The following is a 24,438-nucleotide window of genomic DNA, read 5'->3' on the forward strand; positions in this document are numbered from 1 at the left end:
TCCCTCCGGATTTCCACTTCGAATCGGAAAAAACCTGCCTCCTCCCGCACTCTCCTCCGCTTTATGGTGATCCCATCCTTTCTACCAGCCTGGAGAGCAAACCTTGAATACCGACACCCATGACGCCCCCCTGACCCCGGACAGCCCGGCACTGCTGCGCAAGACCGACCTGACCCTGACCCGCATTCACAACCTGCTGGCGGATCAGGGCATACGCCCCAACGACGTGCAGCAACAGATGCTGGCCTCCCACGTCAAGGCCATGGTGTGGCGCTCCTACAGCGGGGAATCCCTGCCGGAAGTCGACCTCAGCCTGTTCGAGGAGATCTCCCCCCTCTCCCTGCGCCTGGCCGAACAGGTCGTCGCCTGGCTCGACCGCCTCGCCTACGAGGAGGCGCACCTCTTGTCCGTCCATTTTGAAGTGGCCAAAGAAAACGAACTCAGCTCAGTAAAAGGAGAAAGCTAAATGACTGCCATCAAACTCGTGATTGGAGATCGTCTCGGCAAGGGTCAGAAAGTGGGGGCGGGCGCAGAAGCCGCCGGCGCCACCGTGACCGTCATCCCCGGCATGGCCGCCGACATGAAGCTCGGTGATGTAATGAACAAGGAGCAGGCCGACCTTGGCATCTCCTTCTGCGGCAGCGGTGGCGCGGGCGCCATCACGGCCCAGACCAAGTACGGCTACAAGTGCCGCTACGGCATGCGATCCATCGAGGAGGGTGTCACCGCCATCAACGAGGGGTGCGTGGTACTGGGCTTCGGCTTCATGGACAAGGAAGAGCTGGGCCAGAAGCTGATCGAAGCCTTCGCCAAGAAACACGGACGCGTCTGATGAAAGAGCACTTCACTACCCGGATCACGGTCAACGGCAAGGGGGCGACTCGCCAGCAGGCGTTCTCCGCCGCCCTCAGCCAGGTGCAACCCAGCCTGCTCAAGGAGAGCCCCAAGGTGATGCTGCGCATCGAACCCCTCGAGGTCGAGGTGCTCGAGGCCGAGGAGTCGGCACGGGTGGAGAAGTTCCTGTTCTTCTTCCTGCCACGCCAGCGCCACGAGTTCCGGGTCCGGCTGGCGATCACCGTCAAGGTCACCAGCCTGGATGTCGACAAGGTGGATTTCACCCGGGCCTGACCCCACAACCAAAAGGACAAGTTGGATGTTTCTAATCATTTTGATGAAGTCACTCATCATCGGCGGCCTAGTAGGCGTCGGGGTGGGGGCTGGCGCGGCGCGGATGTTCCACGCCCCGACCGTGCAGGGGATGGGCGCGTTCCGTACCCTGGGCGAGCTCAACTCCTGCGAAGGGGACCCCGCCTCCCACTTCTCGTTCGGTCTGGGCTTCTTCTTCAACGCCTGGGCCTCCACGGTCGCGGCCGGCGCCTTCACTCAGGACGTGGATCACCGCATCCTGCCGAACTGGGGTGCAGCGGCCCTGATGATCAAGAACCGGGATCTCGCCACCACCCTCCATGATCCCAAAAAGATGGCCATCGCCTGCGGCATCATTGGTGCCATCGTCGTCGCCTTCCTCAACAGCACGGCCGCCGCCGTACCTGCCGCCCTGCAGGTGACCGCGGTCAAGGTGCTGGTGCCCGCCGCCAACCTGCTGGTCAACACCGTCATGCCGGTGATCTTCTGGCTGGCCGCCATCGAGGCAGGCAAGAAGTCCGGCTTCTGGGCCACCATCTTCGGCGGTCTGGCCCAGCTCATCATGGGCAACGCGGTACCAGGCCTGGTGCTTGGCATCCTGATCGGCAAGGGGGTGGAAGAGAGCGGCTGGAACCACGTCACCAAGGTGATGATGAGTGCCATCGTCCTGCTGTTCGTGCTGAGCGGCTTCTTCCGCGGCTTTGACATGAAACTCATTGAATCCTTCCACCTGGGCGTTCCCCTGTGGCTGGAAAACGTCCACAACCTCATGAGCGGCAAATAAGGGTGCACACCATGGATGAGAAACTGAGAAACAACTTCTGGTATGCCGACTGGTCCTTCCCCATCTTTGTCGGTCTGCTCTCTTCCGGCGTCTTCGCCGGTACCCACATGTTCTACCTCTACGGGGTCGGCGCCTTCAACGAGGTGGCCTTCGTCGCCATGCTGAAAGCCGGCATGGACACGGGGGCCTATGGTGCAGTCGCCGCCTTCGGTGCAAGCTTCCTGTTCGCCCGCATCATCGAGGGCTCCCTGGTGGGCATCCTCGACATCGGCGGCGCCATCCAGACCGGAGTCGGCCTCGGAGTGCCCGCCCTGCTGCTGGGGGCCGGCATCGTCTATCCGGTGGAAAACTTCACCGCTTCCCTGATCACCGGTATGGGGATTGGGATGGCCATCGGCTACGTGATCATCCTGGCGCGCAAGTTCACCATCAACCAGAGCAACTCCACCTACGGCGCAGACGTCATGATGGGGGCTGGCAACAGCTCGGGCCGCTTCCTCGGTCCCCTCATCATCCTCTCCGCCATGGGCGCCTCCATTCCCATCGGGATAGGCTCCCTGCTGGGTGCCCTGCTGTTTTACATCTGGGAAAAGCCCATCACGGGCGGCGCCATTCTGGGGGCCATGCTGTTCGGGACCTTCTTCCCCATCGCCCTGGCTTAATCCAAGGCCGTCTCTTGGGCGGCATTCAAGAACCTGTTTGCGCTCTGTCGCGAGAGGTCGTCAGCAAGGTGAAGAGCAGCACATGAGCCTTGGAAGCGGCCTCGCAGTAAGAGCGCAAGCAGGTTACAAGAGGGATATCAGCATGTACGACATGATCATCAGGGCGGGACGCCTGGGAAACGGGCAGCTCGTCGACGTCGCCATCGAGCATGGCAAGATAGCGGCGCTGGGTTCGCTGCCAGAAAGCACGGAGGCGAAGCAAACCCTCACTCTGGGCGGGCAGGTCCATGTGAGCGCCGGCTGGATTGACGGCCACACCCACTGCTACCCCGCCTCCCCCCTCTATCACGATGAGCCGGACAAGGTGGGGGTGGCGTCCGGTGTCACCACCGTCATCGACGCCGGCAGCACCGGAGCCGACGACGTGGACGACTTCCAGCGTCTCGCCGCCGACTGCAAGACCCGGGTGCACGCCCTGCTCAACATCTCCCGCATCGGCCTGCTGCGCCAGAACGAGCTGGCGGATCCGGCAGACATCGATCCCGCCCTCGCCCAGGCGGCCATCCGGCGCCATCCCGGCTTCATCGTCGGCATCAAGGCACGCATGAGCGGCAGCGTGGTGGGTGAAAGCGGTCTGCAACCCCTGCGCATGGCCAAGCAGATCCAGCAGGCCAATGGCAACTTGCCACTGATGGTGCACGTGGGCAACACGCCGCCGGATCTGGACGAGATCGTCGCCCTGCTGGGGGAGGGCGATCTGCTGACCCACTGCTTCAACGGCAAGCCCAACCGCATCCTGACCCCGGCGGGTGAACTGCGCCAGGCGGTGCGCGAGGCGATGCGGCGGGGACTCTTGCTCGACATCGGCCATGGCGGTGCCAGCTTCAGCTTCGAAGTGGCGGAGCTGGCCATTGCCCAGGGCATCCTGCCCCACACCATCAGTTCAGACATCTACTGCAAGAACCGCATCAAGGGGCCCGTCTACAGCCTTGCCCACGTGATGTCGAAGTTCTTCGCCATCGGCATGACCCTGGAGCAGGTGCTCGCCTGCGTCACCCACCAGGCCGCCGATGCCCTGCGCCTGCCCGGCAAGGGGCGACTCGAGGTGGGCGCCGATGCAGACATCACCCTGTTCGAGGTGAGCTGCGGCCCCACTCTCTTTACCGATACCGAGGCCGGCGCCCGCAACGGTGACCGGCAACTGCTCCCTCTCGCCGCCCTGGTGGGCGGCGAACTGGTTCTGACTCACTACGGGAAATCACACCATGCCTTCTGTGTATGAGAAATACCGGCTCAAACCGGTGATCAACGCCTCCGGGCGCATGACCATCCTCGGCGTATCCACCCCCGAGCAAGAGGTGGTCGATGCGGTCAACTTCGGCCTCGGCCACTACTTTGAGGTGAAGGATCTGGTCAACAAGACCGGCGCCTACCTGGCCGATCTGCTGGGCGTTGAAGATGCGGTGGTGGTCTCCTGCGCCAGCGCCGGCATCGCCCAGTCGGTGGCCGCCGTCATCGTGCGCGGCGACCCCTATCGTCTCGAGCAGTTGCATGCTCATGCTCACGACGTGCCGAGCGACATCGTGCTGCCCAAGGGCCACAACGTGAACTTTGGTGCCCCCGTCGGCACCATGGTCAACCTGGGGGGCGGCAGGGTGGTGGAGGCAGGCTACGCCAACGAGTGCTCACCCGCCCAGCTGGCCGCCGCCATCCATGCCAATACCGCCGCCATCCTCTACATCAAGTCCCACCACTGCGTGCAGAAGAGCATTCTGTCGGTGACCGAGGCGGCCGAGGTGGCCAAGGCCCACGGGATCCCGCTCATCGTCGATGCGGCGGCCGAAGAGGATCTGCGTCTCTACTACAACCAGGGTGCAGATCTGGTCATCTACAGCGGCGCCAAGGCCATCGAAGGGCCCACCAGCGGCCTGGTGCTCGGCAGACGTCAGTATGTGGAGTGGGTCAAGCAGCAGGCTGGCGGCATAGGCCGTGCCATGAAGGTGGGCAAGGAGGGGATCCTCGGCCTGACCCACGCCATCGAGCGCTACCTGGCCAAAGAGAAGGAGAGCGGCGCCGCCATGGTCGCCAAGATGACCCCCTTCATCGAGCGCCTCAACCAGCTGCCCGGCGTCACCGCCAAGGTGGTGTGGGACAGCGCGGGGCGCGACATCGCCCGCACCGACATCGCCTTCGACCACCAGCAGATCGGCATGACCACGGCGGAAGTGGTCTCTCGTCTGCAACAGGGTACCCCCGCCGTCTACTGCCGCGGCTACAAGGCCAACGAGGGGCACATCGAGATAGACGTACGCAGCGTCACCCAGCCCCAGCTCGACCAGATCCACTCCGCCATTGCCCACCTCGTTCAGGAGAACAACTGATGTCTCTTACCCCCAATTACTACAGCGATCGGGTCTGCCTCAACGTGCTGGCAGGTTCCAAAGAGAATGCCGTCGACATTTATGAGGCTGCCGAGGGCCACGTCCTGGTCGGCGTGCTCTCCAAGAACTACCCGGACATTCCCTCTGCCGTCGCCGACATGCAGGCCTACGCCAAGCTTATCGACAACGCCCTCTCCATCGGGCTGGGAGCCGGTGATCCGCGCCAGTCCACCATGGTGGCCGAGCTGGCCCGCCAGCTGCAGCCCCAGCACGTCAATCAGGTGTTCACCGGGGTCGGGGCCAGCCGGGCGCTGCTCGGTCAAGCTGACACCCTGGTCAATGGCCTTGTCTCCCCCACCGGCACCCCCGGCATGGTGAAGATCTCCACCGGCCCCCTCAGCGCGCAGCAGGCTGACGGCATCGTCCCCATCGATACCGCCATTGCCCTGCTCAAGGACATGGGCGGCAGCTCGGTCAAGTTCTTCCCCATGGGGGGACTCGCCTGCCGCACCGAGTATCAGGCAGTGGCCGAGGCCTGTGCCCGCCACGGTTTCTGGCTGGAGCCCACCGGCGGCATCGATCTTGAGAACTTCGAGGAGATAGTGCGGATCGCGCTGGAGGCAGGAGTCGAGAAGGTGATCCCCCACGTCTACAGCTCCATCATCGACAGTGTCAGTGGCCAGACCCGGCCGGAGGATGTGCGTACCCTCCTCGCCATGGTGAAGGCACTGCTGGCATAGCAAACCCACAGGCACCGGTCCGATCACTGGGCGGTGCCTGGCTTGTTAATGACCCCCTTGTTAACATCGACCCACCATGCGCGACAGGAGTCCTCACCCCCTCATGACCAAGCTGCCCCACCCTAGACTCCAGCAACTGCTCGCCCTGCTTCACGCCGAGCCTCTGCCACAGGAGGAGCTGGCCCGCCGTCTCAATGTTTCCACCCGCACGGTGCGTACCGACGTGGCGACCCTGAACGAGCTCATTGCCACCCGGGGCGCCCACCTGATCCATCAGCGGGGCAGCGGTTACCAGCTCAAGATCTACAATCAGGGGCTATTCGATGCGCTGCTGGCCGCCCAGGGGCAGGAGAGCCCCCTGCCTCGCACCAGCCGCGAGCGGGTGCTGCACCTCCAGGTCTTGCTGCTGACGGCAGAACAGGGGATCAAACTCGACGAGCTGGCGGACACCTGGTATCTGAGCCGGGCGGCTTTGCAAGGGGACATGACGGAGGTGCGGGAGCGGCTCGCCCACTTCGGGCTCACCATCGACAGCAAACCCAGGGTGGGGATGCGCATTGCGGGAAGCGAGATGGCGATCCGCGCCTGCCTCACCCAACTGCTCTGCCAGGAGCTGCTGCACCAGCATCCGCTCCAGAGCCTGTTGCCCACCCTCTGCCCCAACAAGACGCTGGAGGTAGTGGGCAACCACATTCACGAGCAACTCGGTCGCCATCAGCTGCGCCTGGCCGACGAGAGCCTGCAGCAAGTCACCGTCTACTGTGCCGTCGCACTGCTGCGCCAGGCGTCTGGCCATGAGTTGCGCCAGTTTGCCAGCGACGACATCACCCCGCCCCTGGCAGTAGTGGCCCGCGACATCTATGCCGAGCTGCCGATCCTGACTTCACCGGGGCAGGAAGAGATCGCCTGTCTCGCCATCCAGATCCAGGCTCGCCTCACTGCAGAGACGCCCCTGCTCAGCCCGGCCATGGCGGCCGAGAGCGAGCAGCTGACTGCGCACCTGCTGGGTTACATCCACCAGCACTACCCCTATGACCTGCGCGGCGACCCGCAATTGCGAGCCGACCTGCAGACCCACATCGGCGCCATGCTGCTGCGGGTCAAATACCAGATTGGCAGTCACAATCCCCTGGCGGACCACATCAAGCAGTATTACCCCCTCGCCTACGACATCACCCTGGCGGCCATCTCTGAGTGGATCAGGCAGACCCCCTACCGGTTGACCCACCACGAGATCGGCTACCTGGTGATCCACATCGGGGTCGGCCTGGAGCGCCACTACGACATCGGTTACACCCGGCGCCCCCAGGCGCTGCTGCTGTGCGATGCGGGCAACGCCACCTTCCGGGTGCTGGAAGCACGCATCCGGCGGGAATACCCCCAACTACAGCTGACCACGCTGGAGTCGGTGCGGGACTATGAGGGACTGGTGCGAGTCGAGCAGGATTTCGTCATCAGCACCCTCAAGGTGAGCGAGAAGAATGCTCCCGTGGTGTAGGTCTCCCCCTTCCCGACCCAGTACCAGCTGGAGCAGCTCGGCAAGCTGGTGCTCGTCGATCGCACTCGTCCCTATCTGCTTGACAAGTATTTCGATGCCGACCACTTCATGGTGCTTGATGAACCCATCAGCCAGGGGGTGCTGTTTGATCGCATCTGCAGCCAGCTTGAGGCGGAGGATCTGGTGCAGAGCGGATTCCGGGGATCCTTGCAGGAGCGTGAGCGGATCGTCTCAACCATGCTGGGGGACGGCATCGCTCTGCCCCACTCCCTCGGCCTGCTGGCGCGCCGCACCCTGGTCTATACCGTGCTGGCCCCCCAGGGGATCGATTGGGGCAACGGCGAGAGCGCTACCCTCATCTTCGTGCTGGCCATCGCCAAGGCGGATTATGAGGAAGCCATGGGACTTTATGATCTGTTTCTGGCACTGATGAACGAAAAAGCCAGCAGAAGTCTGCTGGCTTGTCGGGACTTTGCCGCTTTCAAGGCGCTGGCTCGCAGCGCACCTTGAGCACGCCGAGGCGTATTACTCCTCATTGAAGCCCGAGGTGAACAGCGCCACCACGGCGGCCAGGGCCTCCACCTCTTCGGGGCCCTCCACCTGCACCTCCACCTGTTTGCCCTGGGCGGAGTCCAACATCAGCAGGCCGATCACGCTGTCCGCGTCGGCCTCGACCCCCTCCTCGTTGCGCAGCAACACGTGGGCATCGAACCCCTGCACCAGCTCGAACAGCATCATGGCCGGTCGCGCGTGAATGCCTAACTTGTTTTTGACTTCTACCGAGGCGGAAACGGTCATCTGAGCATCCTGTGGATCTGTCAGGCGGAGTTTGAACGCTTGTCCAACGTGCGATGGCGGATCTGCACGTTCTTGCCAAGCAACCGGAATGCGCTGGCCAGCCGCTCGGCGATGAACACCGAGCGGTGTTGTCCGCCGGTACAGCCGATCCCGACGGTCACATAGCTGCGATTGTTGCGCTCCAGGTGGGGCAACCAGGTCCCCAGCATGTTCTCGATCTGCTGGATGAACAGCATGACATCCGGCTGGCTGGAGAGGTAGTTGGCCACGGGCTCATCCTTGCCGGTGAAGGGCTTGAGCTCCGGGATCCAGTGCGGGTTGGGCAGGAAACGGGCGTCGAACACGAAGTCCGCATCCTTGGGAATGCCGTACTTGAAACCGAACGACTCGAACACCAGCACCAGTTCGTTCTCTTTCTTGCCGAGCACCCGGGTTTTGATGAGCTCGCTGAGATCGTGGATGCTGAGGTTGGTGGTGTCGATGCGCAGGTCGGCGGTCGAGGAGAGCGGTGCCAGCAGGTGGGTCTCTTCCCGGATCGCCTCGTCCAGCGAAAGCTTGTTGCGGGACAGAGGATGCAGACGACGGCTCTCACCGTAGCGTTTGAGCAGGGTCGCGTTGTCCGCATCGAAGAAGAAGCTCGAAAACTTGACTCGCCCCTCGTTGCGCACCTGGCTCAGCAGGTTCTCCAGCCTGTCTGCCTGGGCAGGCAGGTTGCGCACGTCGATGCTGACCGCCAGCTTGTCATACTGACTCTCCACCGACACGATCAACTGGGGCAGCAGGTTGACAGGCAGGTTGTCCACGCAGTAGTACCCGAGATCCTCGAGCACCCTCAGGGCCACCGTCTTGCCGGAGCCCGAACGACCGCTTACTACAATTAACTGCATCTTGTCCCCTCACGCCAACGTGGCTGTGTCAGACCCGGCCTCAGGCCGACGTCATGATCTGATAGAGTTCTTCGTCGCTGGTCGCCTGGCGCAGCTGGCGGCAGACGGCCTTGTCACCCAGTTTGGATGCCATCAGGGAAAGAGTCTTGAGGTGCTGCTTGCACTCGCTTTCCGGCACCAGCAATGCAAAGAGCAGGTCAACCGGTTGATTGTCGATAGAATCGAAAGGGATGGGCTCGGAGAAGGTCATCAACACGGCGGTCGGCGCGAAGGCGTCGTCAATCCGGCCGTGGGGGATGGCGATACCGGCTCCGATCCCGGTACTACCCATCTTTTCTCGCGCCAGCAGGCTTTCAAACAGGACCTGGCGGGAAGCGCCGAGGCGCTCTGCGGCCAGTTCACTGATGATCTCGAGCGCGCGTTTCTTGCTGGTACAAGGGACCGCACTCTTGGTGCAGTCCCGACTCAGTATGTGTTCAAGTTGCATAGTTATTTTTGATTTAACTTATCTTTGTGCTTGATGATCTGCCGATCCAGTTTATCCAGCAGGGTATCAATCGCCGCATACATGTCGGCATGCTGCGAATTGGCGAACACCTCTCCCCCGCTGACATGCAGCTTGGCTTCGGCGATCTGGTTCAGTTTTTCGACGCTCAACACCACGTGTACGTTGTTGATATGGTCAAAGTGACGCTCGAGTTTGGCAAATTTGTTGTTCACATAATCACGCAGAGCTTCGGTAATCTCGACATGGTGTCCGGTCAGGTTAATTTGCATAACGTCTTCCTTTTGTTTGCCTAAACCAGGCGTTTGCGCTGATTGGATGGCGGGATCAACAAGGATTCACGGTACTTTGCGATCGTGCGTCTCGCCACCATAATACCCTGTTCGGCCAGCAAATCCGCGATCTTGCTATCACTAAGCGGCTTGGCGGGGTTTTCCGCCGTCACCAGCTTCTTGATCAGGGCGCGAATAGCGGTCGATGAGCACTCTCCTCCTCCCTCCGTATTGACGTGACTGGAGAAAAAAAACTTCAGTTCAAAAATGCCGCGGGGCGTATGCATGTACTTCTGGGTCGTGACCCGTGAAATGGTCGACTCATGCATCTCCACCGCTTCCGCGATGTCGTTGAGTACCATGGGTTTCATGGCCTCTTCGCCGTACTCGAAAAAGCCCTGCTGCTGCTCGACGATGCAGCTGGCCACCTTGAGCAGGGTGTCGTTACGACTCTCCAGGCTCTTGATGAACCACTTGGCCTCCTGCAAATGAGAACGGATGAACTGGGTATCCGTGCTGCTGCGGGCATTGCGCGCCATGGCCGCATAGGCCTCGTTGACACGGATGCGCGGAGCAGAATCCGGATTGAGTTCAACCACCCACTTGCTGCCCTTCTTGACCACGGACACATCCGGGATCACGTACTGGGATTCACTCTGGATGATGCCGTTGCCGGGTCTGGGCTCCAGTTGCTGGATGAGATCCAGCACCTCCTTGAGATCGCTCTCCTTGAGGCGGGTCTTGCGAGCCAGGGTGCGGTAGTCGCGATTGCCGAGCAGGTCCATGTGTTCGCGGATCACCTCTCTGGCTTCGTCGAGCCAGGGCAGGTCCGGCGAATACTGGCCGAGCTGGATCAGCAGACACTCTTGCACCGAACGGGCGGCGATGCCGACCGGATCGAAATGCTGCACCCGCTTGAGCACGGCTTCGATCTCATCCAGTTCGACTTCTACCTCCTCGCTGCTGACTGCAGCCTGAATATCCTCGAGGGTGGCTGTCAGATACCCGGATTCGTCGATGGCATCGATAATGGCAAGGGCGATGGCAGCATCCACATCACTGAACGGGGTGAGCCGCATCTGCCACAGCAGGTAGTCTTGCAGGTTCTCGGTGGTCTCCCCCTGATAGACGCTGTCTTCCCCGTCATGGATGGGGCCTGCACTCTGGGCCGTACCGGCCGAGTAGACCTCGTCCCAGGTGGTGTCCACCGGCAGTTCATCCGGCATGCTCTCCTGGGCCATGGCATCGCTGGAGTCGAGTTGACTGGCGTCCTGTGTCTCTGCCTGACTGGTTTCCTGCGCCTCGTTCTCCTCTTGCTCCAGCAAGGGGTTGTTGTCGAGCGCTTGCTGAATTTCCTGCTGGAGTTCCAGGGTGGAGAGCTGGAGCAGACGAATCGCTTGTTGTAATTGTGGCGTCATGGTCAGGGACTGACCGAGACGCAACTGTAATGTCGGCTTCATCTACGTCGGGATATCCTTATGTTCAGCGAGGCAGTCACCTAACAAAAATGAGGGGTGCCCCCTTACTATAGACTGAATTGATCGCCCAAATAGACGCGCTTGACCTGCTCATCGGCGAGGATATCGGCCGGCGCGCCCTCGGCAATCATCTTGCCGTGGCTGACGATGTAGGCCTTCTCGCACACATCCAGCGTCTCTCTGACGTTGTGGTCCGTTATCAGCACACCCAACCCGCGTTCTTTCAGATGCTGGATGATCTTTTTGATATCGATGACAGAAATAGGATCAACACCTGCGAAAGGCTCATCGAGCAGAATGAATCTCGGCTCTGCAGCCAGCGCCCGGGCGATTTCCACCCGGCGACGCTCCCCACCCGAGAGGCTCTGGCCCAGGCTGTCGCGGATATGGGTGATATTGAACTCTTCCAGCAACTGTTCGACCTTATCCTCCCGCTCTTCGCGGCTCAACCCCTTGCGGGTCTGCATGACCCCCATCAAGTTGTCGAACACCGACAGGCGCCGGAAGATGGAGGCCTCCTGGGGCAGATAGCCGATGCCATTGCGGGCACGGATATGCATGGGCTGCAGGCTGATGTCCTGCTCGTCGATGGTGATGAGGCCGGCATCCCGCTGCACCAGGCCCACGATCATGTAGAAGGAGGTCGTCTTGCCCGCGCCGTTCGGGCCGAGCAGGCCCACGATCTGGCCCGTTCCCACCTCCAGGCTCACATCGCTGACCACCATGCGGCGCTTGTAGCTCTTTTGCAGACCCGTTGCTTTTAACACTGCCATGGCTGTTGTTTCCTACTTCTTCTGATCGGCGGGTTTGTCAAAGTTCTCCACCTGATCCGGCAGGAACACCGTCTTGACGCGCTGGGTGGGTCCCTTGCTCTCGGCAATCATCTTCTGCTTGACGATGTCGTAGCGAATGAGATCGCCGGTCACCTGGCTGTCTTCCTGCTTGAGCTGGCCATTGCCGGTGATGGTCACCAGCCGGTTCTTAAGCTCGTAGCGGATGCTGTTGCCATGGGCATTGACCGGTTTGCCGTTGTCCAGCACCTGGAAGAAGGTGGCTGGGTTGCCATACGCGGTCATGACCTCGGCGCCCTTGTCGCCGGAGCGGATCACCACCACCTTGTCGGCCTTAATCTTGATGGTGCCCTGGGTGATGATGACATCCTCGCTGAAGGTGATGCGGTTGTCCTGCATCTCGGCCACCTGCTTGACAGCATCCACATAGACCTTCTCGGCAAAGTCGGACTCTTTGGCATTCAGGGAACCGCACAGCAACAGGGCCGTGAGGGCCAGATTAACGTTTTTCATTGAAATAAGTGGCATGGCCTTTATCCAGTAACTCGAAATATTTACGTTCCAGGTGACCCTTGAGGCCAACGCCCTCGGTCTGGAACTCCTGGCTCACAATGCTGATGTGCTGGTTGCTTCTCATCCCCTGCGTCACCAGATCCAGCTCCAGATAGGAGGTATCCAGCGTGGAGATGAAGGAAGCGGGCAGCAGACCGTCCAGATGCACCTTGTCACGGAGGATCACATTGTCATCGGTGTTGAGCACCCCGGTTTCGGCCGTCAGCTTCCATTCGGCCGCGCCCTTGTCATCGAACATGTAGACCACCGGCTTGGTGAAAGTGGCCTGCTCGAGCACCTGGTAGTACTCCGCATATTCGGATTCCAGCCGCTCGGTGCGCTTGCCCTGCTCGTTGAAACGGGTCGTCACCAACTCTCTGGCGGTGAAGTCCGGTTGAAAATTTTCCGTCTTGGTGGTCGGCTCGGGGACCAGCTCGATCTCCCCCAGCTGCCAGGCCGCCAGCGCAGCCAGAAACAGCAGGCCGAACAGCACAGTCTGTTTGTTCATCGCGACGCCTCGGGTTGATAGTCAGCCAATCCCTGGGCCTGCAAGATCAGGTCGCACACCTCGCGCACGGCCCCGACGCCACCGCCAAGCCGCGTCACCAGATCCGCCTTCGCCAGCACAAGCGGATGGGCGTCGGCAACGGCGATACCCAGGCCGCAAGCCTGCATCACCGGCAGATCGATGGTGTCATCTCCCATATAGGCGGCTTGCGATGCATCCAGCCCGAGCTTGGTCAACAAGGCCTCGAAGTGGGGCAGCTTTTTGTCTGCACCCTGCACCAGGTGCTGGACTCCCAGACTCTTCATGCGATCGCTGACGATGCGGGAGGTTCGCCCCGTGATGATGGCAATCTCGATGCCCGCATTGAGCAGGGCACGCATGCCGGCACCGTCACGGGTGCAGAAGGTCTTCAGCTCTTCGCCGTTATTGCCCATATAGATGAAGCCGTTGGAGAGCACCCCATCCACATCGCACACCAGCAGGCGGATCTGCGCCGCCTTCTCGTACTGGCTGCGCGTCACCGGACCATAGAGGGTCGGTACGTCTTGCATCAAATTACTCCGGCTTTCAGCAGGTCATGCATGTTGAAGGCACCCAGCGGGTGTCTCTCCCCATCCACGACCAACAACCCGTTGATTTTCCTGGTTTCCATCAGCTTGACGGCCTCGGCCGCCATCATCTCAGGCCCTACGGTAACACAGTTCACCGTCATGACGCGGCTGATGGGGGTGTGATGGATGTCCACCTGCAGGTCCAGAATGCGGCGCAGGTCACCATCGGTGAACAGACCGGCAAGCAGCCCTTGATCGTCCACCACCGCCGTCATGCCGAGCCCCTTGCGGCTCACTTCCAGCAGCGCCTGGCTGATGGTGGCATCTATCCCCACCTTGGGCAACAGCTCGCCGCTGTGCATCAGATCGCCCACTCGCAACAGCAACCGCTTGCCGAGGGACCCGCCCGGATGCGACAGAGCAAAGTCATCGGCTGTGAAGCCACGGGCCTCCAGCAGGGCCACGGCCAGCGCGTCCCCCATTACCAGGGTGGCGGTAGTGCTGGATGTCGGGGCCAGACCGAGGGGGCAGGCCTCTTTCTCCACCTTGATGCACAGGTGCACGTTGGCCTCTTTCGCCATGGTGGAAGCCGGATTGCCTGTCATGCAGATGAGTGGAATGCCGCGGCGCTTGAGCACCGGCAGCAGGGCCAGGATCTCGTCGCTCTCGCCGGAGTTGGAAATGGCGATGATGAGATCCCCGGCTGAGATCATGCCGAGATCCCCGTGGCTCGCCTCGCCCGGGTGCAGGAAGAAGGCGGGCGTTCCCGTGCTGGCCAGGGTCGCGGCAATCTTGTTGCCGATATGACCCGACTTGCCCATGCCGGTCACCACTATCTTGCCGCCACAGCGCAGCACCATCTCGCAGGCGCGCTCGAACGCCTCGTCAAGGTACTGGTAGAGTCCATCAATGGCTTGTTTTTCTATGTCCAGCACCGCTCGGGCGCTGCGACGGAAATCGAACAATTCAGACACTTTTTCAGGCTTTACAGACATAAAGGCACAGCTCCGGGCCGAAATTTGCTGCGGGATTATAAAAAAGTCTGCCGAGATAAGCGAATCGGATGCGGAATGGGCGGTCATTGACGCAGGTTGTTACATAAAACTGTCGCGTACTTGGGGGGGAAACCCGCTCAATAGTTGTTCCTCGCTGTTGCTTAGACCTAGACTAGCCCATAAAATTCGCTCTTCATTTATACCGGATGGACAATTGTTTGAACGATGACCTGATCACCATCTCCGACCTGACCTTCAGTCACGGGGATCGGCTGCTGTACGACAGGATCAACCTGACCATTCCCCGTGGCAAGGTCACCGCCGTCATGGGTCCGAGCGGGATCGGCAAGACCACCTTGCTGCGCCTGATCGGGGGCCAGCTCAAGCCTGAGTCTGGTCACATCCTGTTTGACGGGGAAGACATTCCTACGCTCTCCCGTTCGCGCCTGTATGAAGTGCGTAAACGGATGAGCATGCTGTTCCAGAGCGGCGCATTGTTCACCGGCATGACCGTCTTCGACAACGTGGCCTTCCCGCTGCGGGAGCACTCCGGCCTGCCTGAAGAGCTGATCCGCACCATCGTCATGATGAAACTGCAGGCTGTCGGTCTGCGCGGGGCGGCCAAGCTGATGCCGTCCGAGCTCTCCGGTGGCATGGCGCGTCGCGCGGCCCTGGCGAGATCCATCGCGCTGGATCCGGATCTCATCATGTATGACGAGCCCTTCGTGGGGCAGGACCCCATCACCATGGCGGTGCTGGTGAAGCTCATCAAGGAGCTCAACGATGCCCTCGGCATCACCTCCGTCATCGTCACCCACGACGTGAAGGAGGTGCTGAGCATCGCCGACTACGCCTACATCATCGCCAACCGCAAGGTAGTGGCACACGGCACACCGGAGCAGCTGCGCGAGGAGCACAATCCCGAAGTCGAGCAGTTCCTCAAGGGATTGCCCGACGGTCCTGTTCCGTTTCATTTTCCGGCAGGCGACCTGCTACAGGATCTGTGATGTTGACAAGTCAGATAAGCAAGCTGGGCCGCAGCGGTGTGCGTTTCATCAACGCCGTCGGCCGGGCAACCATCATGCTGTTTCATGCACTGGCAGGACGACCCCAGCCACGCAAGCACTTCCCGCTGCTGGTGCAGCAACTGTATGTGGTGGGAGTGCAATCCGTCGCCATCATACTGGTGTCCGGCCTCTTCATCGGCATGGTGCTCTCCCTGCAGGGTTACAACGTATTGAAGGATTTCGGCGCAGAGCAGAGCCTGGGGCCTCTGGTTTCCCTCTCCCTGCTCCGTGAGCTGGGCCCTGTGGTCACCGCCCTGCTGTTCGCCGGTCGTGCGGGCTCCGCCCTCACCGCCGAGATCGGCCTGATGAAGGCCACCGAGCAGCTCTCCAGCCTGGAGATGATGGCGGTCGATCCGCTGCGCCGGGTCGTGGCGCCCCGCTTCTGGGCCGGGGTCATCAGCATGCCGCTGCTGGCCTTCATGTTCAGCCTGATCGGCATCTTTGGCGGCAAGCTGGTTGGTGTCGACTGGCTGGGGGTGGACGAAGGCAGTTTCTGGTCCGCCATGCAGGCCTCCGTCGACTGGCAGGACGACATCATGCAGGGCGCCATCAAGAGCCTGATCTTCGCCCTGGTGGTGACCTGGATAGCGCTCTTCAACGGCTATGATGCCAAACCGACCTCGGCCGGGATCAGTCAGGCGACGACCCGTACCGTGGTTCACTCATCCCTGGCCGTGCTCGGTCTGGATTTTATACTCACCGCAGTCATGTTTGGATAAGGGAAAGATGAAGTTCAGCAAAGTAGAATTTCTGGTTGGCGCCTTCATGCTGGCTGGCATCGCGGCCATTCTGGCATTGGCACTGCAAGTGGCGGGATTGAGTTTCAAACCGGAAGGAGAAACCTATACCCTGCGCGCCCATTTCGATAATATCGGCGGCCTGAAAGTGCGCTCGCCGGTCAAGGTCGGCGGCGTCGTCGTCGGTCGTGTCAGCGACATCACCCTGGATCCCAAGAGCCAGGTCCCCATCGTTTCCCTGCAGATGCAGAAGAGTGCCGGCGAGTTCTCCGAGACCAGCACCCTCTCCATCCTGACCTCTGGCCTGCTCGGTGAGCAGTACATCGGTCTGGCACCGGGGTTCAGCGATGAGGAGATGGGCACCAGCATGCTCAAGGATGGCGACATGATCGAAGACACCAAGTCCGCCATCGTGCTGGAAGATCTGATTGGCAAGTTCCTCTACAGCCAGTCCTCCCCGGCCAACACACCCGCAACCAAGGAGTAACCATGTTCAAGAAGATCGCCCTGATGCTGGGTCTGATGACCAGCATGCTGTTCTCCCTCGTCGCCCGTGCGGATGTCAACACTTCGGACCCCTATGCCCTCGTGGATCAGGCCGCCCAGCAGACCTTTGCCCGCCTGAAAGCCGATCAGGCCCAGGTGAAGAGCAACCCCGATCACCTGCGCGTCATCATCCGCGAGGAGCTGCTGCCCTACGTGGACAACCGCTTCGCCGCCTACAAGGTGCTCGGCAACCAGATCAAACAGACGACCCCTGCCCAGCGTGACGCCTTTGTGGACGTCTTCACCGAGTACATGGTGAGCTCCTACGCCGACGCCCTGGCACACTTTGACAAGCAGACCGTCAAGGTCCAACCCGGCAAAGCCGCCGAGAGCAACATCACCGCCGTCAACGTCAGCGTGAAAGAGGCCGGCAAGCCGGACATCTTCCTCGAGTTCAAGCTGCGCAAGAACAACAAGACCGGCGAGTGGAAAGCCTTCGACATGGTTGCCGAAGGGATCAGCCTGCTCTCTGCCAAGCAGAACGAGCTGGGTGGCCTCATTCGCCAGAACGGCATCGATGCGGTGATCGCCCAGCTGCGTGAACACAATGCCAAGCCGCTGGTGATCAAGTCATGATCCTGAGCGGTGACTTGCAGGCCCCGCAGGTCAACGATCTGTGGCAACGCCGCGTCGACTGGTGGCAGGACGACCGGCTCGAACTCGGTGCCGTCACTACCCTGGATTCCGCCGGCCTTGCCCTGCTGGTCAAGTGGGCCAAGGCGGCACTGGCACGGGGTGCCACTCCGACACTGGTGGGTGCCTCCAACGATTTCCATACGCTGGCCAACCTCTACGGGGTGGCCAGCCTCTTTCATTCAACCCCGCTCACAACTGAGGACTCATAATGCAAGTCTCTGAAATTGAAGCGATACTCCTCGAGGCTTTGCCATTGTCCGAAGTCCATGTCAAAGGGGACGGCAGTCACTACCAGGTGATCGCCGTCGGCGACATGTTTGACGGCATGAGCCGGGTCAAGAAACAACAGGCCATCTATGCCCCGCTGATGGACAAGATCGCCACCAACGAGATCCACGCTCTCTCCATCAAGGCCTATACCGACGCCGAGTGGAAACGCGAGCGTAAATTCCAGCTGCCCTCCTGATTTGGTAAAGAAGTAAACCATGGACAAATTCAAGATCACCGGCCCCTGCACCCTCTCCGGTGAAGTGACCATCTCCGGCGCCAAGAATGCCGCCCTACCCATCCTGTTTGCCACCCTGCTGTGTGACGAAGAGGTTCAACTCTCCAACGTACCGCGCCTGAAAGACGTGGGTACCACCCTCAAGCTGCTGGAGATGCTGGGCGCCACCACCAAGGTCAACGGCAACGTGACCGTGCTGACCGGCGCGGTAAACAATCATGTCGCCCCCTACGAGCTGGTGAAGACCATGCGAGCCTCCATCCTGGCCCTGGGCCCGCTGGCAGCCCGCTTCGGTGCAGCAGACGTCTCCCTGCCCGGCGGCTGTGCCATCGGTGCCCGCCCGGTCAACCTGCATGTCCACGGCCTGGAGCTGATGGGCGCGAAGATCGTCATCGAAGAGGGCTACATCAAAGCCCGCGTCGACGGCCGCCTGAAAGGTGCCCACATCCTGATGGACATGGTTTCCGTGACCGGTACCGAGAACCTGATGATGGCCGCCACCCTGGCTGACGGTCGCACCGTGATCGAAAACGCCGCCCGTGAGCCGGAGGTGGTCGATCTGGCCAACTTCCTCAACGCGCTCGGAGCTAACATTCAGGGCGCCGGCACCGATACCCTGACCATCGACGGCGTAGAACGTCTGCACGGTGGCAGCTACAGCGTGCAGCCCGATCGCATCGAGACCGGCACCTTCCTGGTGGGCGCCGCCGTGACCGGTGGCAAGATCACCTGCCGCAACACCGACCCCAGCCTGCTGGAAGCCGTACTGGTCAAACTGGAAGAAGCTGGCGCCCTGATTGAAAAGGGTGACGACTGGATCACCCTCGACATGACAGGTCGCCCCCTGAAACCTGTCACCATCAAGACCGCCCCCTACCCGGCGTTCCCGACCGACATGCAGGCACAGTTCACCGTGCTGAACGCGGTCGCCCAGGGCACCGGCATGGTCACCGAGACCATCTTCGAGAACCGCTTCATGCACGTGCCCGAGCTGGTTCGGATGGGTGCCGACATCGAACTGCAGGGCAATGTGGCCATCTGCCGCGACACCCAGCAGCTCAAGGGTGCCCAGGTGATGGCGACCGATCTGCGCGCCTCCGCCAGCCTGGTGCTGGCCGGCTTCGTGGCCGAAGGGGCCACCATAGTCGATCGCATCTATCACATCGACCGTGGCTACGAAGACATCGAGCACAAGCTGCAAGGCCTGGGTGGTCGCATCGAGCGCGTCAAGGAATAAGTTGGCTTCACCATGAGCCGACCATAAAAAGGCCCCCTCGCCAGGCGAGGGGGCCTTTTTCATGACTCCGAATGGCGGCACCCCCTTCTCCCCTTGCGGGAGAAGGGGCGGAGATGAAGGGAGACAAGCAGACACCCTTTCCCCGAGGGAGAGGGTCAAGGGCTCAGGCGGTCAGCCGCTCCAGCTCGCCGATAAGCCAGATGGCCTCCTGGCGATGGGAGCCGCACACGTCCGCCATGGGGCGAAAGCCGCCGCACACCGCCGGGCGCTCCGGCTGGCCGAAGATCTTGCACCCCAGGTGCGCATCGAGCTGCACACAGGGCACACCGGCGGGCTTGCCGTCCGGCATGCCGGGAATGGCACTGCTGATGCTGGGGGCGATGCAGCAGGCACCACATCCCTGACGACATTCCATGTGATGTTTCCTCTGTGGGGCACTGCAGTGTAGCAAGGAGTCCGGTTTCTCCTAAGCCTTATCCCTGCCCGGGCACCCTGGCGCCCTGCAGAGCGCAAAAAGCCCGGCAGTGCCGCAATGCTGTTCAGATAAGCACATTTTTGACTAATTATTCATAAATGCGACTTGAGTTGGGGGAGCAAGGCTGTTTCCAGTCGATGTTCCTTCAGCCTTTATCCAGCGTGGCTTGCAATAGAAAGAGGGAGGCATCATGCCTCCCTCATTTTTTAGCCCTGATACTACGTGGACTGGAACTCAAATTCTCTTAAGTGAACAGCATTGCGGCAGTGCCGGGCTTTTTGCTGCGGGAGTCAGCACATCACAGGATGATGTCGCGTACCACGCTGTCCTTGCGATCCAGGAAGTGGATCGACTTGATGCGACGGCATGAGAGTACGTGACTTGCCGCTACCGCCATCCTCCTGCTTACAGGATGATGTCGCGTACCACGCTGTCCGTGCGATCCAGGAAGTGGATCGGCTTGATACGACGGCATGAGAGTACGTGACTTGCCGCCACCGCCATCCTCCTGCTTACAGGATGATGTCGCGTACCACGCTGTCTTTGCGATCCAGGAAGTGGATCGACTTGATACGACGGATGGTGCGCGATTTACCGCGGATCAGCAGGGTCTCGGTGGTCGCCATGACGCCGTCGCTGGTGATCCCTTCCAGCAGATCACCCTTGGTGATGCCGGTGGCCGAGAAGATGACGTTGTCATTCTTGGCCAGATCTTCGAGCTTGAGCACCTTGCTCACGTCGATGCCCAGCTCCTCGCAGCGCGCGATCTCCTGTTCACCCAGGGCGCGAACCTCGGGGCTGTCACCCTTGACCTGGTGGCGGGGGATCAGACGAGCCTGCATGTCGCCGTCCAGGGCGCGGATCACCGCGGCGGAGATCACCCCTTCCGGCGCGCCACCGATGCCGTAGAGCATGTCCACTTCGCTGTCCGGCAGACAGGTGAGGATGGAAGCGGCCACGTCACCGTCGGGAATGGCGAACACCCGCACCCCCAGGCCCTGCATCTCCTTGATCGCCTTGTCATGACGCGGCTTGGCCAGGGTGATGACGGTCAGACGGGAGAGGGGCTTGCCGAGCGCCTTGGCCACGGCCTTGAGGTTCAGCTCCAGGGCCTGATCGAGATCGATGGCGCCTCTCGCCTTGGGGCCCACGATCAGCTTTTCCATGTACATGTCGGGGGCCTTGAGGAAGGATCCCTTGTCGCCCACCGCCAGCACGGCCAGGGCATTGGCCTGACCCATGGCAGTCATACGGGTCCCCTCGATGGGGTCGACCGCGATGTCAACGGCGTCGCCCTGACCCGTGCCCACCTTCTCGCCGATGTAGAGCATGGGGGCTTCGTCGATCTCCCCTTCGCCAATCACAATCTCGCCATCGATCTGGATCTGATTGAGGATGTGACGCATGGCCGCCACGGCCGCGCCATCGGCGATATTCTTGTCACCACGTCCGAGCCACTTGTAGCCAGCCAGTGCAGCCGCTTCCGTCACTCGGGAAAATTCGATTGCCAGTTCACGTCTCATCGCATATCCAACCTTAGGAGCTCGAAAACGGGCGGCATTCTACCACAAGGGCAAACCTTTGCGCGTAAAAGTGGCGACCAGCCACATAAATCCCGGTTTTCATCCCGCTGACATGGAACCGACACGGTTTGTTCATTGCACGGTCACCCGACTGTCATCTGTCACTTCTAGCATGGCCCCGTCTTTTAAAACAAAAGCTTGCAACACAAGGGATCATGATGAAAAAGCTGACAGTAGTAGCATTGGCTCTTACCGCCGCCTTCCAGGCTCAAGCCGTCGAAGTGTACAAAAACGAGAGCACCCTGCTCGACCTCTACGGCCGCATCTACGCCGGCCAGTTCTTCGGCGAGAAGAAAGAGCTGGACGCCAACGGTGACATCAAGAACGAATACAGCGACAAGCAGGGGGCCAACCAGTTTGTCCGTCTGGGCGCCAAGGTAGAGAGCGAGATCAACCCGGGTCTCAAGGCGCTGGCCCAGTACGAACTGCAGATGTACATCAACGACAGCGAGAAGACCGTCAGCGAGAACTCCGACAACCTGCGCACCCGTCTGGCGTTCGCCGGTGTCGGCGCCAACTGGGGGACCGTCACCTTCGGTCGCCAGAAAGGGGCTCCTGGCTTCCTGGCGGACTGGACTGATGTCTCTCTCTCCGATGGTTACGGCAACGAGGCACTGGGCGCCAAGACCGACACCTTCGCCACCAACCGCGCCGGCTCCGTGCTGAAGTACTCCGGCCTGTTCAACGGTTTCCAGGTAGATACCAGCTACAAGTTCGATGGCGGTGACACCGAAGAGACCTCCAGCAAGGACAGCGATGCCGCCTACGGTGCCGCCGTGGCCTACACCTTCCCGTTCAACCTCTCCCTGGGGACCGCCTACAACGTGGGCATCCGCGACAAGAGCGGTGAAGAGGATGCCAAGCTGTGGCTGCTCTCCGCCAAGTACGACAACAAGGCCCTCTACGCCGCTCTGAGCTATGCCGACGGCAGCGACTTCCTGGCCACCGGCAAGGATCACACCGGCTGGGAAGGGGCGCTGGGTTACAACTTCGAGAGCGGCTTCGGCCTGATGGCCCTGTGGAACAAGCAGAAGGTGGAGCAGGCTGGCAAGTCTGACTACGACTCCATCGACTACTACACCCTGGGTGCCCAGTACAAGTTCAACAAGAACCTGCGCGTCATCGGCGAGTACCGCATCAACAACCTCGACAGCCATGACAGCGGCAAGCTCAACACCAAGGATGACTTCCAGCTGGCGGCCCGCTACGACTTCTAAGTCGGCAACCACCTGACGACACGGCGCGCAGAGCACTCTGCGCGCCGTTTTTTATTGCGTCAGGCCAGGGGTTTGTACGCCGACACCAGCAACAGCATGGGGCGCTCCGCCTCCTCCGCCAGGGCCGGGTTGGCCGCAATCTGCGCCGCCGTCGGCCCCCACTCCTCCACGCGGCGGATCTGGAACCCGGCGGCGACAAGGGCATTGAGGTAGGTGCCCAGGGTGCGGTGATACTTGACCACCCCCTCCGCCAGCCAGTTGCTGACCCGCTTGCCCTCCGCCTGATAGCCGTTGACGGGCCAGGAGCGGCGTCCCTCTGCATCCACCAGCCAGCCTTGCGGCTGCGGGCAGGTGAAGATGGGGTGCTCCACCGAGAACACCAGGCTACCGCCAGCCACCAGCGCACGGTGGATCTCCGCAAACAGCGGCGTCACCTCGGGCAGGTAATGGAGCGCCAGGGAGCTGTAGATGAGATCGAAAGGCTCATCGGACAGCGCAAGACCGTCCAGATCCCCCTGCCGATAGCGGATGGCCTCATCCCGGGTCAGCTCGGCGGCACGGGCCAGCATCTTCGCGGAGAGATCGATACCGACCACATCGGCAGCCCCGAGATCTCTGGCTGCCCGGCAGAACCAGCCATAACCGCAGCCCAAATCCAGCACCCGCTTGCCGGCAAGATCCGGCAGCATGGCTTGCAGCGCCGGCCACTCCGGCGCCCCCGCCAGCCCGTGAAGGGAGCGTGGCAGTTGGGCATAGCCCTCAAAAAACCCTGGTTCGTCATAGATATTTTGTGACATTGCACTGTTTCCTCTTGAAGATGGTCAGCCTCTCTGGCCAACGACCCGGCCCTTGCCAAGCATACCCGTCGGTCATGACAAACCATAAAAAAAGCAGAGACCCGGGCGGGCCTCTGCTCTGTCTCGCACCCGCAGCCTGGCTGCGGGGCAACAAAAAAGGCCATAGACGAGGCAACGTCTATGGCCTTGGTTCAGTCGTGCGGCAAGGTCACGGCTCCCGCGAGGTAGCGAGATCCGGTCGTCACTGCACGATGAATGGATGGGAGGTCTGGGCCTCCACCGGCTCCGGACAATGCTTCATCGTGCGCATCTGTACGGAGTTCATTCGGGTCACTCGCTGATCCGAAGCATAAAGGGTCATGTCACTCACCCGGCCGGGCCGGTTCCATCAACACATTGAAAAATCTGGTGCCACTCTAGGGGACAGGAGTCTCAGAGGCAAGCCCGGCAGATCATGTTTGCCGACCCTCTCACCCCAGCTTCTTCTGCCAGAACATAGCCCGGCCCACCTCGGGATCGAGCTCATAACCCGCAAAGCCGCTGGCGCGATAGGCAGCCTGGGCCACCTTGTTCCCCTCCAGCACCTCCAGGGTCAGCTTGCAGCAACCGAGCTCCCGGGCGAGCCGCTCCGCCTCCGCCAACAGCCGCTTGCCGATGCCCTGGCCGCGATGGGCAGGGTGCACCGCCACGTCGTGGATATTGAGCAGCGGCTGACAGGCGAAGGTCGAAAAACCCTCGAAGCAGGTGGCAACGCCAGCGGGCTCCCCATCGACCCAGGCCAGCAGCACATGAGCACCGGGTCGCGCGGCCAGGGCGTCGGCCAGATTCGCCTTCACCTCGTCCGCCAGTGCACTGCCGCCCCCCATCTCGTCCCTGGCGTATTCGTCCAGCATCGCGATCAGCGCCTCGCCGTGGCGAGGGTTGTGCAGATCCGCCCTGATGATCTCGACCATGTTTCTCTCCCTGTGTGTTCCGGATGGTGCGCCAAGGCGCGAGGCCACCATGGTAGCGTCCCCTCCGAACCGAACCAAGGTTCCCCCGGCCTTTTCCCCGAGGTTCCAGCCCCCTCAGTGCCTGCCGCCAATGATCT

The 24,438-nt window shown here is 61.3% G+C and carries 30 protein-coding genes and 1 pseudogene; 17 read left to right on the top strand and 14 right to left on the bottom strand.

Annotated elements, in window-relative coordinates:
• Positions 1-103 precede the first annotated feature (103 nt).
• The 9 genes and pseudogenes from PG879_RS01150 to PG879_RS01190 all read left to right on the top strand — a co-directional run bounded on the left by PG879_RS01150 (position 104) and on the right by PG879_RS01190 (position 7,721).
• Positions 104-466, top strand: coding sequence for a transcriptional regulator (locus PG879_RS01150; RefSeq protein WP_052814453.1), 363 nt, complete (start codon positions 104-106; stop codon positions 464-466).
• The gene (locus tag PG879_RS01155; protein WP_052814452.1) at positions 467-832 is read left to right on the top strand and encodes an SFCGS family glycine-rich protein; all 366 of its coding nucleotides are present in this window, start codon (positions 467-469) and stop codon (positions 830-832) included. It begins immediately after the preceding gene.
• Complete coding sequence (locus tag PG879_RS01160; RefSeq protein ID WP_052814451.1) at positions 832-1,128, top strand: DUF4312 family protein; 297 nt, start codon at positions 832-834, stop codon at positions 1,126-1,128. The genes PG879_RS01155 and PG879_RS01160 overlap by 1 nt, the downstream gene beginning before the upstream one ends.
• A gap of 25 nt (positions 1,129-1,153) precedes the next feature.
• Positions 1,154-1,930, top strand: a complete 777-nt coding sequence (locus PG879_RS01165) for a DUF4311 domain-containing protein (RefSeq protein WP_010675862.1) — start codon at positions 1,154-1,156, stop codon at positions 1,928-1,930.
• Between the two features lie 11 nt (positions 1,931-1,941).
• Positions 1,942-2,592, top strand: a complete 651-nt coding sequence (locus tag PG879_RS01170) for a DUF4310 family protein (RefSeq protein ID WP_041211843.1) — start codon at positions 1,942-1,944, stop codon at positions 2,590-2,592.
• Positions 2,593-2,734: 142 nt separating this feature from the next.
• Positions 2,735-3,874: an amidohydrolase/deacetylase family metallohydrolase gene (locus PG879_RS01175; RefSeq protein ID WP_052814450.1), complete on the top strand. Its 1,140-nt coding sequence runs from the start codon at positions 2,735-2,737 to the stop codon at positions 3,872-3,874.
• Positions 3,858-4,973, top strand: a complete 1,116-nt coding sequence (locus PG879_RS01180) for a DgaE family pyridoxal phosphate-dependent ammonia lyase (protein ID WP_052814449.1) — start codon at positions 3,858-3,860, stop codon at positions 4,971-4,973. Before PG879_RS01175 ends, PG879_RS01180 begins: the two co-directional genes overlap by 17 nt.
• Positions 4,973-5,713, top strand: coding sequence for a 2-dehydro-3-deoxy-phosphogluconate aldolase (dagF, locus tag PG879_RS01185; RefSeq protein WP_052814448.1), 741 nt, complete (start codon positions 4,973-4,975; stop codon positions 5,711-5,713). The genes PG879_RS01180 and dagF overlap by 1 nt, the downstream gene beginning before the upstream one ends.
• Before the next feature lie 103 nt (positions 5,714-5,816).
• Positions 5,817-7,721: pseudogene (locus PG879_RS01190) on the top strand (BglG family transcription antiterminator).
• 15 nt (positions 7,722-7,736) lie between these two features.
• Here PG879_RS01190 and npr read toward each other — a convergent pair.
• From npr to PG879_RS01240, 10 genes are all read right to left on the bottom strand, one after another.
• Positions 7,737-8,009: a PTS phosphocarrier protein NPr gene (npr, locus tag PG879_RS01195; RefSeq protein WP_010675868.1), complete on the bottom strand. Its 273-nt coding sequence runs from the start codon at positions 8,007-8,009 to the stop codon at positions 7,737-7,739.
• Positions 8,010-8,029: 20 nt separating this feature from the next.
• Complete coding sequence (rapZ, locus tag PG879_RS01200) at positions 8,030-8,896, bottom strand: RNase adapter RapZ (protein ID WP_052814447.1); 867 nt, start codon at positions 8,894-8,896, stop codon at positions 8,030-8,032.
• Between the two features lie 40 nt (positions 8,897-8,936).
• A complete protein-coding gene (gene ptsN / locus PG879_RS01205; RefSeq protein ID WP_010675870.1) occupies positions 8,937-9,383 on the bottom strand; it encodes a PTS IIA-like nitrogen regulatory protein PtsN in 447 nt (148 codons plus the stop codon).
• A gap of 2 nt (positions 9,384-9,385) precedes the next feature.
• Entirely contained in the window at positions 9,386-9,673 is a 288-nt protein-coding gene (hpf, locus tag PG879_RS01210) for a ribosome hibernation promoting factor (protein WP_005305957.1), read from the bottom strand.
• A gap of 20 nt (positions 9,674-9,693) precedes the next feature.
• Positions 9,694-11,133 (bottom strand): RNA polymerase factor sigma-54, encoded by a 1,440-nt coding sequence (locus tag PG879_RS01215; RefSeq protein WP_041211850.1) that lies wholly within the window; start codon positions 11,131-11,133, stop codon positions 9,694-9,696.
• 65 nt (positions 11,134-11,198) lie between these two features.
• Positions 11,199-11,924 (bottom strand): LPS export ABC transporter ATP-binding protein, encoded by a 726-nt coding sequence (gene lptB / locus PG879_RS01220; protein WP_010675872.1) that lies wholly within the window; start codon positions 11,922-11,924, stop codon positions 11,199-11,201.
• A gap of 12 nt (positions 11,925-11,936) precedes the next feature.
• Positions 11,937-12,455: a lipopolysaccharide transport periplasmic protein LptA gene (lptA, locus tag PG879_RS01225; RefSeq protein WP_010675873.1), complete on the bottom strand. Its 519-nt coding sequence runs from the start codon at positions 12,453-12,455 to the stop codon at positions 11,937-11,939.
• On the bottom strand, positions 12,442-13,002 hold the full coding sequence (gene lptC, locus PG879_RS01230) for an LPS export ABC transporter periplasmic protein LptC (protein ID WP_052814446.1): 561 nt from the start codon (positions 13,000-13,002) through the stop codon (positions 12,442-12,444). The genes lptA and lptC overlap by 14 nt, the downstream gene beginning before the upstream one ends.
• On the bottom strand, positions 12,999-13,553 hold the full coding sequence (gene kdsC / locus PG879_RS01235; RefSeq protein ID WP_042880203.1) for a 3-deoxy-manno-octulosonate-8-phosphatase KdsC: 555 nt from the start codon (positions 13,551-13,553) through the stop codon (positions 12,999-13,001). Before kdsC ends, lptC begins: the two co-directional genes overlap by 4 nt.
• Positions 13,553-14,548, bottom strand: a complete 996-nt coding sequence (locus PG879_RS01240) for a KpsF/GutQ family sugar-phosphate isomerase (RefSeq protein ID WP_029314845.1) — start codon at positions 14,546-14,548, stop codon at positions 13,553-13,555. The genes kdsC and PG879_RS01240 overlap by 1 nt, the downstream gene beginning before the upstream one ends.
• A gap of 206 nt (positions 14,549-14,754) precedes the next feature.
• Between PG879_RS01240 and mlaF the strand changes: the two genes are divergently transcribed.
• Genes mlaF through murA form a run of 7 tightly spaced genes read left to right on the top strand, consistent with a single transcriptional unit; the run spans position 14,755 to position 19,276 of the window.
• Complete coding sequence (mlaF, locus tag PG879_RS01245) at positions 14,755-15,555, top strand: phospholipid ABC transporter ATP-binding protein MlaF (RefSeq protein ID WP_039040471.1); 801 nt, start codon at positions 14,755-14,757, stop codon at positions 15,553-15,555.
• Complete coding sequence (gene mlaE / locus PG879_RS01250) at positions 15,555-16,334, top strand: lipid asymmetry maintenance ABC transporter permease subunit MlaE (RefSeq protein WP_010675878.1); 780 nt, start codon at positions 15,555-15,557, stop codon at positions 16,332-16,334. Before mlaF ends, mlaE begins: the two co-directional genes overlap by 1 nt.
• 7 nt (positions 16,335-16,341) lie before the next feature.
• The gene (gene mlaD / locus PG879_RS01255; RefSeq protein WP_010675879.1) at positions 16,342-16,839 is read left to right on the top strand and encodes an outer membrane lipid asymmetry maintenance protein MlaD; all 498 of its coding nucleotides are present in this window, start codon (positions 16,342-16,344) and stop codon (positions 16,837-16,839) included.
• Between the two features lie 2 nt (positions 16,840-16,841).
• On the top strand, positions 16,842-17,474 hold the full coding sequence (gene mlaC / locus PG879_RS01260) for a phospholipid-binding protein MlaC (RefSeq protein ID WP_039040470.1): 633 nt from the start codon (positions 16,842-16,844) through the stop codon (positions 17,472-17,474).
• Positions 17,471-17,743: an STAS domain-containing protein gene (locus PG879_RS01265; RefSeq protein WP_134996882.1), complete on the top strand. Its 273-nt coding sequence runs from the start codon at positions 17,471-17,473 to the stop codon at positions 17,741-17,743. Before mlaC ends, PG879_RS01265 begins: the two co-directional genes overlap by 4 nt.
• On the top strand, positions 17,743-18,000 hold the full coding sequence (ibaG, locus tag PG879_RS01270) for a BolA family iron metabolism protein IbaG (protein ID WP_010675882.1): 258 nt from the start codon (positions 17,743-17,745) through the stop codon (positions 17,998-18,000). Before PG879_RS01265 ends, ibaG begins: the two co-directional genes overlap by 1 nt.
• 19 nt (positions 18,001-18,019) lie before the next feature.
• A complete protein-coding gene (gene murA / locus PG879_RS01275) occupies positions 18,020-19,276 on the top strand; it encodes a UDP-N-acetylglucosamine 1-carboxyvinyltransferase (RefSeq protein ID WP_143238151.1) in 1,257 nt (418 codons plus the stop codon).
• Between the two features lie 163 nt (positions 19,277-19,439).
• Here murA and PG879_RS01280 read toward each other — a convergent pair whose 3' ends face one another.
• Positions 19,440-19,691 carry a YkgJ family cysteine cluster protein gene (locus tag PG879_RS01280; RefSeq protein ID WP_010675884.1) on the bottom strand — a complete coding sequence of 84 codons (252 nt, stop codon included), beginning with the start codon at positions 19,689-19,691 and terminating at the stop codon, positions 19,440-19,442.
• A 572-nt stretch (positions 19,692-20,263) separates the two neighbouring features.
• Positions 20,264-21,274 (bottom strand): class II fructose-bisphosphatase, encoded by a 1,011-nt coding sequence (gene glpX, locus PG879_RS01285; protein WP_039040467.1) that lies wholly within the window; start codon positions 21,272-21,274, stop codon positions 20,264-20,266.
• 218 nt (positions 21,275-21,492) lie between these two features.
• On the opposite strand from glpX, the gene PG879_RS01290 reads away from it, so the two are divergent.
• The gene (locus tag PG879_RS01290; protein WP_029313567.1) at positions 21,493-22,551 is read left to right on the top strand and encodes a porin; all 1,059 of its coding nucleotides are present in this window, start codon (positions 21,493-21,495) and stop codon (positions 22,549-22,551) included.
• 59 nt (positions 22,552-22,610) lie between these two features.
• Here PG879_RS01290 and PG879_RS01295 read toward each other — a convergent pair whose 3' ends face one another.
• Positions 22,611-23,348: a class I SAM-dependent methyltransferase gene (locus PG879_RS01295; protein WP_052814445.1), complete on the bottom strand. Its 738-nt coding sequence runs from the start codon at positions 23,346-23,348 to the stop codon at positions 22,611-22,613.
• A gap of 470 nt (positions 23,349-23,818) precedes the next feature.
• On the bottom strand, positions 23,819-24,301 hold the full coding sequence (locus PG879_RS01300; RefSeq protein ID WP_052814444.1) for a GNAT family N-acetyltransferase: 483 nt from the start codon (positions 24,299-24,301) through the stop codon (positions 23,819-23,821).
• Positions 24,302-24,438: the final 137 nt, after the last annotated feature.

The sequence above is a fragment of the Aeromonas sp. QDB63 genome, from assembly GCF_027707425.1.
In the GTDB taxonomy this organism is placed as follows: domain Bacteria; phylum Pseudomonadota; class Gammaproteobacteria; order Enterobacterales; family Aeromonadaceae; genus Aeromonas; species Aeromonas caviae.